Below are 12,305 nucleotides of genomic sequence, written 5' to 3'. Positions count from 1 at the left end.
TTAGTAAATGAATCTTTAAAGTATGTTATAAGTATTTATGTTCAAAGGATCAAATGTTGCTTTAATTACACCGTTTAAAAATGATAAACTTGATGAAGAAGCATATATCAAGCTTATTCATTTCCATATAGATAATGGTACAAATGGTTTAGTTCCAGCTGGCACAACCGGAGAGTCTCCAACACTAAGTCATTTAGAACATCAAAAAGTTATTGATTTATGTATTAGCGAAAGTAATGGAAAAATACCAGTAATTGCTGGAACAGGATCTAACTCGACTGACGAAGCTATATCATTAACTCAACATGCGGAAAAAGCCGGGGCTGATGGAGCTTTGATAGTTACTCCATATTACAACAAGCCAACACAAGAAGGTCTTTATCAACATTATAAAGCAATAAATGATAGTTCGGGTTTGCCAATAATAATTTATAACATACCTGGTAGATCTGTAATTGATATGTCGGTTGATACTATGGCTAGATTGTTTGAACTTAAAAACATAGTTGGTGTTAAAGATGCAACAGGTGATTTAAATAGAGTTGATCAACAATTAAAAAAAATGGGGAAAGATTTTATTCAACTTACAGGTAACGACGATAATGCTTTAGAATTTAATAAAAGAGGGGGCATTGGAGCAATAAGTGTTACAGCAAATATTGCACCAAAACTTTGTTCAGATTTCCAAAAAACATCTAATGATAAAGATAATGATGCATCACAAAAAGAAGCAGTAAAATTAGATTCAATATTACAACCAATACATCATTCAATGTTTGTAGAGAGCAATCCTAGCCCTGTAAAATATGCAGCAAAACTTCTAGGATTATGTGAAGATGATGTAAGGCTCCCATTAGTTAAGATAACAAACAAAACACAGGACATAGTTAAGAAAGCTCTAAGTTCAGCCAAGTTATTATAATGAATAAAAAAACCAATTCTGGTTTAAAAATTATTAGCCTGAATAGAAAAGCAAGTTTTAATTATTTTTTTGAAGATTTATTAGAAGCTGGAATTGTTTTAAAAGGTTCTGAAATAAAATCAGTTAGAGAGGGCAAAATTAGTATAGCAGATTCCTATGCTGTTGAGAAAAATGGAGAAATAGTTTTGATTAACTCACATATAGCCACATATAAACAAGCCAGCAGTGCAAATCACAACCCTTTAGGCGAGAGAAAACTTTTATTAAATAAAAAAGAAATAAATAAACTCATAGGTAAAATGCAAAGAGAGGGTTACACTTTAGTACCTACAAAAATGTATTTTAAAAATGGTAAAGCAAAATTAGAAATAGCTGTAGCAAAAGGAAAAAAACAGTTTGATAAAAGAGCAACAAAAAAAACAAGAGATTGGAACCGTGACAAAGCTCGATACATTAGAAAATCAAGCTAGGACTGTTTTTTTGGGTATTGGATCTAACTTAGGAAATAGATTTCATAATATTGAGATTACTAAATATAAATTATACACAAATAATATAAAAATAATTAAGTCATCAAGTTATTACGAAACACCTTCATGGCCTGATCCAACAAAACCAAAATTTATTAATATTGTAATAGAAGTTCAGACTTTTTATTCATCCCAATCTCTACTTAACATTTGCAAAAAAATTGAAAAAGAAATGGGTAGAAAATTTGGAGAAAAAAATTCACCAAGGGAATGTGATATAGATATCATTGATTATAATGGGATTAAATCAAAAAAAGAAATTTTTATTCCCCACAAATTAATGCACAAAAGAAATTTTGTTTTAATACCTTTGTATGAAATAAACAAAAGCTGGAAACACTCTATTTTTAAGAAAAATATTAAACAATTGATAAATTTATTACCAGATAAGGATATTCAAACTATTAAACAAATTTAATTTAGTGTTATAATATTTAAATGATTAATTCTCAGGAACTAATTAAAAAAATACAAATTTATAATAAATTTTTAAATCCTGAGAAATTAGATAAAGCATATAATTTTGCTGTACAAGCTCATAAAGATCAGAAAAGAGCTTCTGGTGATCCTTATTCAATGCACCCAATAGCTGTTGCAAACATATTAACTGACTTAAAATTAGACAGCGCAACAATTGCCACAGGCTTGTTGCATGACACTATTGAAGATACTTACGCAACTTACGAAACTATTAAAAATGAATTTGGACAAGAAGTGGCAGATTTAGTCGATGGTGTCACAAAAATATCAGTGTTTGAAAATACAGCAGCATCAAATTCTAAAGCAGAGAATTTTAGAAAATTAATATTAGCTACTTCAAAAGATATTAGAGTATTACTAGTTAAAATTGCTGACAGATTGCATAACATGAGAACAATAGATGCTATTCCAAAAGAAGAAAAAAGGAAACGTATTGCTCAAGAAACTATGGAGATATACGCACCTTTAGCAGATAGAATGGGAATGCACAGAATAAGAGATGAGCTAGAAGATTTATCTTTTAGAATTCTTAACGATGAAGCAAGATCATTAATAAAGAAAAAATTAGATGAAATTAAAGAAGATAAACAAAATATATTTGAGTCTTTATCGCAAGAATTATCTGAATTGTTAAATGACTATCAAATATTCGCCGAAATATATGGACGTGAAAAAACACCATTTTCAATATGGAGAAAAGTTCAAAAGAAAAGAACCTCACTAGATCAAATAACAGATATTGTAGGTTTTAGAATAATTTTAAACACAGTAGATGATTGTTACAAAACTTTAGGTATATTTCATAAAAAATGGAACTGTGTACCGGGAAAATTTAAAGATTATATTTCTTCACCTAAAATAAATGGTTACAAGTCTATACATACAGCAGTCATTGGACCAAATCAAAAACCAATAGAAATTCAAATTAGAACTTCATCAATGCATGAGTTTGCTGAAAGAGGTATTGCCTCTCACTGGCAATATAAATCTTCAGAAAAATTTAATTCTTTAAGTTGGAAAGAATACGATTGGTTAAAAGATTTAGTAGAAATTATAGAAAAGAATGAAAACCCCGAGCATTCTTACGAATATACAAAATTACAAATGTTTCAGGAAAATGTATTTTGTTTTACACCTAAAGGTTCAGTTATAAAATTACCAAAAGATGCAACACCTATAGATTTTGCTTATGCAGTTCATACAACAATTGGTAATAGCGCTATTGGTTGTGAAATAAATGGAAATAAATCAGAGTTACAAACTATTTTAAGAAATGGTGATAGAGTAAATATCATAACATCAAAAAATCACTCACCATCTTTACATTGGATACCGATTACAAAAACAGGTAAAGCAAGAGCGGCTATAAGAAGATATTGGCATGATAAAGGTGAGCAAAAAGAGGAAAGAGTAAAGAAATATAATACTACTCTATGGATTTCTCTACCAGACAGACCTGGTCAACTAGGAGATATCACTACTTTAATTGGAGGTCATAAGCTAAATATTTCTAAAGTTGAAATGGTGGGCAAAAACCCTAATTATATAAATTTCAAATTTCAATTAATCATTAGAGATTTAAAAAATTTTACAAATTTTATTGCAGAACTAAAACAAAAGAATATAAAATTTAAAATAATCAGACACGAAGAAAAAAGAAATGCTTTCACCCAAAAAATCCTTAAATATTTTAAGAAAAACTAATGCATTGTTAGAAGGACATTTCGTTTTATCATCTGGACTTCATTCTCCAAAATATATTCAATGTGCAAAATTATTAAGTTATCCGCATTTAGCCAAAGATATATGTAAATCTTTAGCAAATAATATAAAAAAAAATTTTAAACAAATTGATTTAATTTTAGCTCCAGCGATGGGTGGTGTGGTAATAGGTTATGAAATTGGAAGATTATTAAAAAAAGAAACAATTTTCTGTGAAAGAGTAGAGGGAAAGTTTAAATTAAGAAGAGGCTTTAGTATAAAAAAAGGTTCAAAAGTTTTAATAATTGAAGATGTTATTACAACAGGTAAGTCAAGTTTAGAATGTGTAAAACTAATAGATAAATCAAAAGCTAAACTTCTTGGCTTTGCATCAATTATTGATAGGTCATCAAAAAATTCCTTAAAAATAAAATCAAAAATAGTTTCTCATCTTAAAATTGATGTACCTACATTTAAAAAAGATCAATTACCTGATGATCTTAAAAAGATTAAGATAACAAAACCAGGTAGTAGATTTATTAAATGAAAAGATTAGGTGTAAATATCGATCATGTAGCAACTCTAAGAAACGCAAGAGGAGAAAAACATCCAGATCCTTTTTATGCGTCTAAATTTGTGACTAAACATGGTGCTGATTCTGTTACAATTCATTTAAGAGAAGACAGAAGACATATAAATGATTTTGATGCAAAAAAAATTTGCAGTCAAAAAAAATTATTAGTTAATTTGGAAATCTCAATGAATTCTGAAATTGTAAAAAAAGCATTGAGTATTTCACCAAATTTTATTTGTTTAGTTCCTGAAAATAGAAAAGAAATTACAACAGAGGGCGGTTTAAATTTAAAAGCTAATAAAAAAAAACTTAAAACAATTATTCAAAAATTTAAGAAAAAAAAGATAAGAACTAGTTTATTCATTGATGCTAATGTAAATGATATCTTGATTTCAAAAGAATTAGATGTTGATTGTATTGAAATACATACTGGTAAATTAGCAAATTTAGTTAAATCTAAAAAAAATTTTAAAAGTGAACTTCAAAGAATTAAAAAATCTGCAATACTAGCTAATAAGTTAGGTATCGAAGTTCATGCTGGCCATGGACTTGATTATAAATCTACACAATTACTAACTAAAATTAATGAAATAAAAGAATTCAATATAGGTCACTTTATTGTGGGAGAGGCATTATTTTTTAGTTTTTCAAAAGTAATTAAAAAATTTAAAAAAATTATAAAAAAAAAATAATGAAAATTATTGGTATTGGTACTGATATAGTTTTAAATAATAGGATAAAAAAGTTGATTAAAAATAAAAATTTTTTAAATCGCATATACACAAATCAAGAAATTAAATTTGCAAAAAAACAAAAAGAAATTTCAAGTTTTTTGGCAAAGAGGTTTGCTGCAAAAGAGGCTTTTGCAAAAGCATTAGGCACTGGTTTTCGTAAAAATTTGAATTTTAAAGATATTGAAATATTGAATAATAAACTTGGAAAACCATATTATTCAATTAATTCTAAATTAAAAAAAATAATTTTTAGATCATTAAAGGTAAAAAATTTAGATTTTTTTCTTTCGTTATCTGATGAAAAACTTTATTCCATCGCATTTGCAATTATCCAGAAAAAATGAAATTAGATAAAAAATTTTTTGACGAAAATATTAAAACTTTATTATATGCATTAATTATTGCAATTTTTATTAGATCAATTTTTTTACAACCATTTTATATACCCTCGTCTTCAATGGAACCAACACTATTAGTCGGAGATAGACTATTTGTAACTAAATATTCTTATGGTTACAGCAAACATTCATTTCCTTTCAGTCCTCCAATTTTCAAGGGTAGACTTATATTTAATTCACCAGAAAGAGGTGATGTGATCGTATTTAAAACTCCTGCTGATAACAGAACTGATTACATAAAAAGATTAATAGGTTTGCCAGGAGACAAAATTCAATTTATTGATTCAAACTTATTCTTAAATAATAATGAAATTTTTAAATCAAAAGTTTCAAGCAATGATATAATTTATTGTGGGGATATTAAGATTGAAGTTTTTACGTTTGATGAAAAATTACCTAATGGTAAAGAATTTAAAACTGTTTACTTAAAAAACTATTCTTTTCAAAATTCAGATTTGTTTACTGTTCCAGATGATCATTATTTTTTTCTAGGTGATAATCGTGATTGTTCTAAAGATAGCAGATTTTTATCTAGTGTTGGTTATGTACATAAAGATAATTTAGTAGGAAAAGCTCAATTCATCTTTTTTTCATCAGATAAGAAAATTGGAAACTTTTTTCAATTTTGGAAATGGCATAAATCAATAAGACTAGACAGATTTTTTAAAAAGATTATTTAATGAAAGTAAGCATTGATCAATTAGAAAAAAAATTAAACATTAATTTTAAGGACAAGAATAAACTTATAAAATCATTAACACACAAAAGTTTTAACTCAAAAGAAAATAATGAAAAGTATGAGTTTTTAGGTGACAGAGTTTTAGGCTTAGTGATCTCAAAAAAATTATTAGAAATTTATCCTGATGAAAAAGAAGGATCTCTTGATAAAAAATTTGCGTCTTTAGTCAATAAAAAAACTTGTTTGAAAATTGCTAAAAAAATTAATTTAGAAAAATTTATTCTCACACTAGATAAAAATAAGAATAAATTTCCACCTCAAGATAAAGTAATTTCAGATAGCTGTGAAGCATTGTTGGGTGCTGTATATTTGGATAAAGGTTTTAGTACCGTTGAAAAATTGATATTAGATTTATGGAAAGAAGAAATCTCACAAAGCAAAATTACTCAAATTGATGCTAAAACGAAGTTACAAGAATTTTCTTTAAAAAGATTTAAAAAATTACCTGAGTATAAATTGATTTCAAATACAGGACCAAGACATAAACCAGTAATAAAAGTAAGTGTAAAAATTCAAAACTCAAAAATTTTTGTTGCCGAAGGTAGTTCAAAAAAAATTGCTGAACAAAATGCAGCAATTTCATGTATAGAAAGTTTAAAAATATGATTTGGGATGACATTGGTTTTTTAGTATCTAAAAACAAATATAATGAAAATTCACTAATTGTAGAAGTTTTTACAAAAGAACATGGAAAAGTTTCCGGTATAGTTTTTGGCGGAACTTCCAAAAAAATAAAGAATTATCTTCAAATAGGAAATAAGTTATTTACAAATTATAATTCTAAAAACGAGAACCGTATTGGCTATTTTAAATTTGAAATAATTGAGGCATCTTCACCATTATTTTTTGATCATAGGGAAAAATTAAATTGTTTAATTTCAGCAATGCAACTTATAAAAATCTTAAATGCTGAAGCTCAACAAAATTTAAAGATTTATAATCTTATTGAAAATTTTTTTGAAGTTTTGAAATCAAATAAATGGATACAAAACTATATTTTTTGGGAACTAGAGCTTTTTAGTTTGTTGGGTTATGATTTGGAATTAACCAAATTAGTAGAAAAAAAAATTACAGATAATAAGATACAATACACAACCAAATCTTCAATTGATGAAAGAATAATACCAAATTTTTTGATTGAAAAAGACATCGTTGCTGAAGATAAAGATTTGCTAGCTGGTCTCAAGATAGTTGGTGACTTCCTGGAAAAATCAATTCTCAAACCTAATAATTTAACTTTTCCTAATAACAGAATTTCTTTTATAAATTCTATACAGTAATTATTTTAATATCTTATCCAGTCTATCTGCGTAATAACTTACTATGGCATTTGCGCCAGCTCTTTTAAACGCCATTAAACTTTCATAAACTGCATCTTTGTTTAGAATTTTCTTTTCTATTGCAGTAGCTAATAGACTATATTCACCTGAAACTTGGTAAGCAAAAACTGGAATTTTAAATTTATCTTTTATTCCTTTAATGATATCCAAATATGGCATACCTGGTTTAACCATTACCATATCTGCACCTTCTTTAATATCTAAAGCAATTTCTCTAAGTGCTTCATCTGAATTTCTAAAATCCATTTGATAAGTTTTTTTATCTCCTTTTAAGAATTTATTTGAGCCAACTGCATCTCTAAAAGGTCCATAAAAGCTAGAAGCATATTTTGCTGCATATGATAAAATTTGCACTTGTTTAAAATTTTCTTTATCCAATGCTTTCCTGATTTTTCCAATACGTCCATCCATCATATCTGATGGAGCTAAGACATCACATCCCATTTCTGCTTGAAGTAAAGATTGATTGACTAAAACTTCTATTGTTTCATCATTAACTATTGTATTTGATTTAATCAAACCATCATGGCCATGAGAGGTATAAGGATCTAAGGCTACATCACACATTATACCAATCTCATTCTTATATCTTTTTTTAATTTCAACTATTGCTCTACAAACTAAATTTTTTTCATTTAAAGCTTCTGTGCCAATTTCATTTTTTAATTTTTCAGATGTTTTTGGAAATAGCGCAACCATCGGAATTCCTAGTTTGATCGCTTTATCGATAATTTGACCTATTCTATCGATTGAATACCTATAAACATCAGACATGGATTTAATTTTCTCTTTCTTGTTTTTGCCATCTATTAAAAATATTGGTAATATAAAGTCATCTGGACTAAGCATATTCTCTTGTGTCAAACGTCTTATCCAAGGTTGTTTTCTATTACGTCTCAGTCTTAGATTTGGGTATTTTCCTGTTATCATATTAAGTAATTGTATAATGCGACAAATCTATTATACAATTATTATTCAGAAATTGTATTACAAAACGCATGAATTTAAACTTTAACGATTTTTTAAAATTAGACTTAAAATTTGATGTATCCAAACTTCAAGCAGCATATAAAGAAGTAATAAAATTAAAAAGTTTTGAGTCTCCTGGAGAAGTGACAAATTTTGGTGCTATTTCATTAACCCAAATTCCAGGTGATCCTGATTCAATCAAAGGTTATAAAGCAAGAGGTGTTTTTTGGACAAAACCAGACTCTACAGGTAAGGAAGTGTCTAGAGATGTTAGTGTTGAAGAAGAAAAATATTCTGAATTTATTGATGAATATAAAAACACATACTTCAAAGAAGTTTACGACACACTTTCTAAACATTATAAACTTGGAAGAGTTAGGATATTACTAAAACAACCTCGTTCAACACTAAGTTGGCATAGAGACCCTGAACCAAGATTACACATCCCAATAATTACAAACCCGGGATGCATTATGGTTATTGATAATGTGGCTAAACATATGCCAGCTGATGGTCACGCATGGATTACTAATAATACAAAATATCATAATTTTTTTAATGGTGGAGAAGAAGACAGAATTCATATAGTTGCATGTGTTCTTAACCACAAATTTAACTAATTTGAAAAAACTTTATATAGCCTCAGATCACGCTGGTTTTTCTCTTAAAGAGTTTGTAAAAAAAAAACTTTCAAGAAAAATTAAATTTGATGACCAGGGACCACAAACTGATAAAATTTCAGTTAATTACCCTGATTTTGCTCATAGACTTTGTAAAAAAGTTTCAAAAAAAACCTCAAATATGGGGATATTAATTTGTGGATCAGGCATGGGTATGTCTATGGCTGCAAACCGTCATAAAAAAATAAGAGCAGCCTTATGTTATTCAGTCAAAAATACAAAATTATCTAGATTGCATAACAATGCAAATGTTATTACATTAGGTTCAAGACTGATTAATAAAAATACAGCACTTAAATGCATAAATGCATTTTTGGATACAAAATTTGAAGGTGGTAGACATCTCAAAAGAGTGAAAAAAATATAAATTGGAGTAAAGCTATGTCGAGTGAAGCAAAATATTTAAATAATGAATATCAAAATTTTTTTGAAAAAAGTCTTTCTGAGAGTGATCCAGAATTATTTAAAGCAATTAATGATGAACTTGTTAGACAACAAAATCATATAGAGTTAATTGCTTCTGAAAATATTGTTTCACAAGCTGTATTGGAAGCACAAGGTTCTGTCTTAACAAATAAGTACGCGGAAGGTTATTCAGGAAAAAGATATTACAATGGTTGCGAACATGTGGATGTTGCAGAAGAATTAGCAATAGAAAGATTGAAGAAATTATTTAATTGTAAATTTGCGAACGTTCAACCACACTCAGGAGCTCAAGCAAATGGTGCAGTTTTTTTGGCTCTCTTAAAACCAGGTGACACGTTTATGGGAATGAGTTTGAATTCAGGTGGCCATATTACTCACGGATTAAAAATCTCAATGTCAGGTAAATGGTTTAATCCAATAGGATATGATGTTGATAAAGAAACTGGTTTAATAGACTATGATGAAGTTGAGAAATTAGCTTTAGAAAATAAACCTAAAGTAATTATCGCTGGTGGTAGCGCATATTCTAGAGTGATTGATTTTAAAAGATTTAGAGATATCGCTGACAAAGTTGGAGCTTACCTAATGGTTGATATGGCTCACTTCTCAGGTTTGGTTGCAGGTAAAGGTTATCCAAATCCATGTGATCATGCACATGTAGTAACTTCAACTACTCATAAAGTTTTTAGAAGTGCTAGAGGAGGAATAATACTTACAAACCATGAAGACTTAGCAAAAAAATTTAATACAGCTGTATTTCCTGGCTACCAAGGCGGACCACTTATGCATATCATTGCTGCTAAAGCAGCTGGTTTTTATGAAGCTTTAAAACCTGAATTTCAAACTTATATTTCAAATGTTTTAGCTAATGCCAAAATGTTAGCTGAGACTTTAAAAAATAATGGTTTTAAAATTTATTCAGGAGGCACAGATACGCACCTTATGTTGGTTGATTTAAGACCATTTAATGTAAAAGGTAATATGGCTGCAGATAGTTTATCTAGAGCAAATATTACATGTAATAAAAATGGAATTCCTTTTGACACTGAAAGTCCAATGGTTACTTCAGGTATAAGACTTGGATCTCAAGCAGCAACTACTAGAGGATTTGGGTTAAATGAGTTTCAAAAAGTTGGAGAGTTAATAACAAAAGTTATTGAAGGTTTATCTAAAAATCCAGATGATAATTCTAAAGTAGAATCTGAAGTTAGAGACGAAGTAGTTAAACTTTGTTCATCTTTCCCTATATACAAACATCTTAGAAAATGATTTGTTCAATATGTAAAAAAGGAGAGACTTCTGTTGTAGACTCCAGACCAACAGAAGATGGTACCGCTATAAGAAGAAGAAGACTGTGTGTATGTGGAGCAAGATTTACTACTTTTGAAAGAGTTCAGTATAGAGAAATAATGGTTGTCAAAAAAAATGGAAGAAAATCAGCATTTGATAGAGATAAGTTAGCAAAATCAGTTTTTATAGCTTTAAAGAAAAGACCAATCGATACGGAGACAACAGAAAAATTTATAAGTAGAATAGCAAGGTCTTTAGAAGAGTTAGGACAAAGTGAAATTTCAACAAATACTATAGGCACATTAGTTATGGAAGGTTTAAAAGATTTAGATCCTGTTGCGTATGTGAGATTTGCTTCTGTTTACAGAAATTTTAGAGAAGAAAAGGATTTTGTTCAATTTGTTGACAAACTAGATGTCTACAAAAAAAGATAAAAAAAATTATTCCGACAAACACTATATGGGCATTGCTTTACAATTAGCAATGTCAAAACACGGTCTTACTGGCACAAACCCTTCAGTTGGTTGTTTAATAGTAAAAGATGACAAAATAATATCAATTGGAACAACAGGAATAGGAGGAAAACCGCATGCAGAAAGATCTGCAATAAATCTTTCAACAGAGCCTGTTAATGGTTCTAAAATATATGTTACATTAGAACCGTGTTCACATTATGGAAAAACACCTCCTTGTACAAACATAATTATTAAGAACAAAATAAAAGAAGTAATTTATGGCGTTAATGACATTGATAAAAAAGTCAGTGGTAAAACTAAAAAAATTTTAGAAAAAAAAAATATAATTGTAAAAAAAGGTATTTTAACCGATAAGATTAAAGAATTCTATAAACCATATTTTAAAAATAGAAAAAAAAAGATTCCATTTGTTACTGGTAAAATTGCAAAAACGAATAATGATTTAATTTACAATAAGAAATATAAAAAAATTACCAACATTAATACAGATAAATTTTCTCATTATTTAAGATATAAAAATGACATGATTTTAATATCTTCAAAAACTTTAAATACAGATAATCCAAAACTAAACTGCAGATTAGATGGTTTTGAAGATTTTTCTCCAACTAGAGTTATTTTAGATAAAAATTTAAAAATAAACCTCTCATCTTATATAGTTAAAAGTGCAAAAAAAGTTAGAACCCTCATTTTTTACAATAATCAAAATAAAACAAAAATTGATTTATTAATAAAGAATAAGATTAAACCAATAAATGTAAAATTAGACAAAAATCAAAATTTAGATTTATTAAAAGTATTAAAAAAACTTTATTCAGAGGGATGTCGAAACTTACTAGTGGAGGGTGGTAATAAATTAACTAATCAATTTTTAGAAAAAAGGCTTTTTGATAAATTCTATTTATTTAATAATAAAAAAAATATTCAATTTAAAGATAATAGTATTTTTTTTAAAAATTATTTAAGTAAATTGGATAAATTTAAATTCAAAATTGATTTAACAAATCATAATGATAAAGACATAATAATCTTATATAAGAATTAAT

Annotated in this window: 16 protein-coding genes; 15 read left to right on the top strand and 1 reads right to left on the bottom strand. The window is 27.7% G+C overall.

The window, feature by feature from the left end; genetic code table 11:
- Nucleotides 1-37 precede the first annotated feature (37 nt).
- From dapA to recO, 10 genes are read left to right on the top strand one after another with little or no spacing between them, the layout of a single operon-like run.
- The gene (dapA, locus tag ACTT9P_RS04935) at nt 38-922 is read left to right on the top strand and encodes a 4-hydroxy-tetrahydrodipicolinate synthase (protein WP_440909582.1); all 885 of its coding nucleotides are present in this window, start codon (nt 38-40) and stop codon (nt 920-922) included.
- Nucleotides 922-1,392: an SsrA-binding protein SmpB gene (gene smpB / locus ACTT9P_RS04930; protein WP_440909581.1), complete on the top strand. Its 471-nt coding sequence runs from the start codon at nt 922-924 to the stop codon at nt 1,390-1,392. The genes dapA and smpB overlap by 1 nt, the downstream gene beginning before the upstream one ends.
- Nucleotides 1,358-1,870 (top strand): 2-amino-4-hydroxy-6-hydroxymethyldihydropteridine diphosphokinase, encoded by a 513-nt coding sequence (gene folK / locus ACTT9P_RS04925; protein WP_440909580.1) that lies wholly within the window; start codon nt 1,358-1,360, stop codon nt 1,868-1,870. Before smpB ends, folK begins: the two co-directional genes overlap by 35 nt.
- 20 nt (nt 1,871-1,890) lie before the next feature.
- Complete coding sequence (locus ACTT9P_RS04920) at nt 1,891-3,636, top strand: bifunctional (p)ppGpp synthetase/guanosine-3',5'-bis(diphosphate) 3'-pyrophosphohydrolase (protein WP_440909579.1); 1,746 nt, start codon at nt 1,891-1,893, stop codon at nt 3,634-3,636.
- A complete protein-coding gene (pyrE, locus tag ACTT9P_RS04915; RefSeq protein WP_440909578.1) occupies nt 3,593-4,180 on the top strand; it encodes an orotate phosphoribosyltransferase in 588 nt (195 codons plus the stop codon). The genes ACTT9P_RS04920 and pyrE overlap by 44 nt, the downstream gene beginning before the upstream one ends.
- A complete protein-coding gene (locus ACTT9P_RS04910) occupies nt 4,177-4,899 on the top strand; it encodes a pyridoxine 5'-phosphate synthase (protein ID WP_440909577.1) in 723 nt (240 codons plus the stop codon). Before pyrE ends, ACTT9P_RS04910 begins: the two co-directional genes overlap by 4 nt.
- A complete protein-coding gene (acpS, locus tag ACTT9P_RS04905) occupies nt 4,899-5,285 on the top strand; it encodes a holo-ACP synthase (protein ID WP_440909576.1) in 387 nt (128 codons plus the stop codon). The genes ACTT9P_RS04910 and acpS overlap by 1 nt, the downstream gene beginning before the upstream one ends.
- Nucleotides 5,282-6,019 carry a signal peptidase I gene (lepB, locus tag ACTT9P_RS04900; protein WP_440909575.1) on the top strand — a complete coding sequence of 246 codons (738 nt, stop codon included), beginning with the start codon at nt 5,282-5,284 and terminating at the stop codon, nt 6,017-6,019. Before acpS ends, lepB begins: the two co-directional genes overlap by 4 nt.
- Nucleotides 6,019-6,684, top strand: a complete 666-nt coding sequence (rnc, locus tag ACTT9P_RS04895) for a ribonuclease III (RefSeq protein WP_440909574.1) — start codon at nt 6,019-6,021, stop codon at nt 6,682-6,684. Before lepB ends, rnc begins: the two co-directional genes overlap by 1 nt.
- Entirely contained in the window at nt 6,681-7,358 is a 678-nt protein-coding gene (recO, locus tag ACTT9P_RS04890) for a DNA repair protein RecO (RefSeq protein ID WP_440909573.1), read from the top strand. Before rnc ends, recO begins: the two co-directional genes overlap by 4 nt.
- On the opposite strand, the gene hemB is transcribed toward recO, so the two are convergent.
- Complete coding sequence (gene hemB / locus ACTT9P_RS04885; protein WP_440909572.1) at nt 7,359-8,348, bottom strand: porphobilinogen synthase; 990 nt, start codon at nt 8,346-8,348, stop codon at nt 7,359-7,361. It lies immediately after the preceding gene.
- 68 nt (nt 8,349-8,416) lie between these two features.
- On the opposite strand from hemB, the gene ACTT9P_RS04880 reads away from it, so the two are divergent.
- The 5 genes from ACTT9P_RS04880 to ribD are packed head-to-tail and all read left to right on the top strand — an operon-like array spanning nt 8,417 to nt 12,304.
- Entirely contained in the window at nt 8,417-9,007 is a 591-nt protein-coding gene (locus tag ACTT9P_RS04880) for an aspartyl/asparaginyl beta-hydroxylase domain-containing protein (protein WP_440909571.1), read from the top strand.
- Between the two features lies 1 nt (nt 9,008).
- Nucleotides 9,009-9,434 carry a ribose 5-phosphate isomerase B gene (rpiB, locus tag ACTT9P_RS04875; protein ID WP_440909570.1) on the top strand — a complete coding sequence of 142 codons (426 nt, stop codon included), beginning with the start codon at nt 9,009-9,011 and terminating at the stop codon, nt 9,432-9,434.
- A gap of 14 nt (nt 9,435-9,448) precedes the next feature.
- Nucleotides 9,449-10,762 carry a serine hydroxymethyltransferase gene (glyA, locus tag ACTT9P_RS04870; protein WP_440909569.1) on the top strand — a complete coding sequence of 438 codons (1,314 nt, stop codon included), beginning with the start codon at nt 9,449-9,451 and terminating at the stop codon, nt 10,760-10,762.
- Complete coding sequence (gene nrdR / locus ACTT9P_RS04865; RefSeq protein WP_440909568.1) at nt 10,759-11,217, top strand: transcriptional regulator NrdR; 459 nt, start codon at nt 10,759-10,761, stop codon at nt 11,215-11,217. Before glyA ends, nrdR begins: the two co-directional genes overlap by 4 nt.
- A complete protein-coding gene (ribD, locus tag ACTT9P_RS04860; protein ID WP_440909567.1) occupies nt 11,198-12,304 on the top strand; it encodes a bifunctional diaminohydroxyphosphoribosylaminopyrimidine deaminase/5-amino-6-(5-phosphoribosylamino)uracil reductase RibD in 1,107 nt (368 codons plus the stop codon). Before nrdR ends, ribD begins: the two co-directional genes overlap by 20 nt.
- Nucleotide 12,305: the final 1 nt, after the last annotated feature.

The organism is Candidatus Pelagibacter sp. (assembly GCF_052048095.1).
Lineage (GTDB): Bacteria > Pseudomonadota > Alphaproteobacteria > Pelagibacterales > Pelagibacteraceae > Pelagibacter.
Note: the sequence above shows the minus strand (reverse complement) of the source record. Positions and strands in the feature narration are given on the sequence as shown.

Bases quoted from the DNA above. Each gene is read 5' to 3' on its own strand.
- lepB (WP_440909575.1), top strand. From the start codon at position 5,282: ATGAAATTAGATAAAAAATTTTTTGACGAAAATATTAAAACTTTATTA.
- hemB (WP_440909572.1), bottom strand. From the start codon at position 8,348: ATGATAACAGGAAAATACCCAAATCTAAGACTGAGACGTAATAGAAAA.
- ACTT9P_RS04910 (WP_440909577.1), top strand. From the start codon at position 4,177: ATGAAAAGATTAGGTGTAAATATCGATCATGTAGCAACTCTAAGAAAC.
- dapA (WP_440909582.1), top strand. From the start codon at position 38: ATGTTCAAAGGATCAAATGTTGCTTTAATTACACCGTTTAAAAATGAT.
- ACTT9P_RS04920 (WP_440909579.1), top strand. From the start codon at position 1,891: ATGATTAATTCTCAGGAACTAATTAAAAAAATACAAATTTATAATAAA.
- recO (WP_440909573.1), top strand. From the start codon at position 6,681: ATGATTTGGGATGACATTGGTTTTTTAGTATCTAAAAACAAATATAAT.
- acpS (WP_440909576.1), top strand. From the start codon at position 4,899: ATGAAAATTATTGGTATTGGTACTGATATAGTTTTAAATAATAGGATA.
- pyrE (WP_440909578.1), top strand. From the start codon at position 3,593: ATGCTTTCACCCAAAAAATCCTTAAATATTTTAAGAAAAACTAATGCA.
- rnc (WP_440909574.1), top strand. From the start codon at position 6,019: ATGAAAGTAAGCATTGATCAATTAGAAAAAAAATTAAACATTAATTTT.
- ribD (WP_440909567.1), top strand. From the start codon at position 11,198: ATGTCTACAAAAAAAGATAAAAAAAATTATTCCGACAAACACTATATG.
- nrdR (WP_440909568.1), top strand. From the start codon at position 10,759: ATGATTTGTTCAATATGTAAAAAAGGAGAGACTTCTGTTGTAGACTCC.
- glyA (WP_440909569.1), top strand. From the start codon at position 9,449: ATGTCGAGTGAAGCAAAATATTTAAATAATGAATATCAAAATTTTTTT.
- ACTT9P_RS04880 (WP_440909571.1), top strand. From the start codon at position 8,417: ATGAATTTAAACTTTAACGATTTTTTAAAATTAGACTTAAAATTTGAT.
- smpB (WP_440909581.1), top strand. From the start codon at position 922: ATGAATAAAAAAACCAATTCTGGTTTAAAAATTATTAGCCTGAATAGA.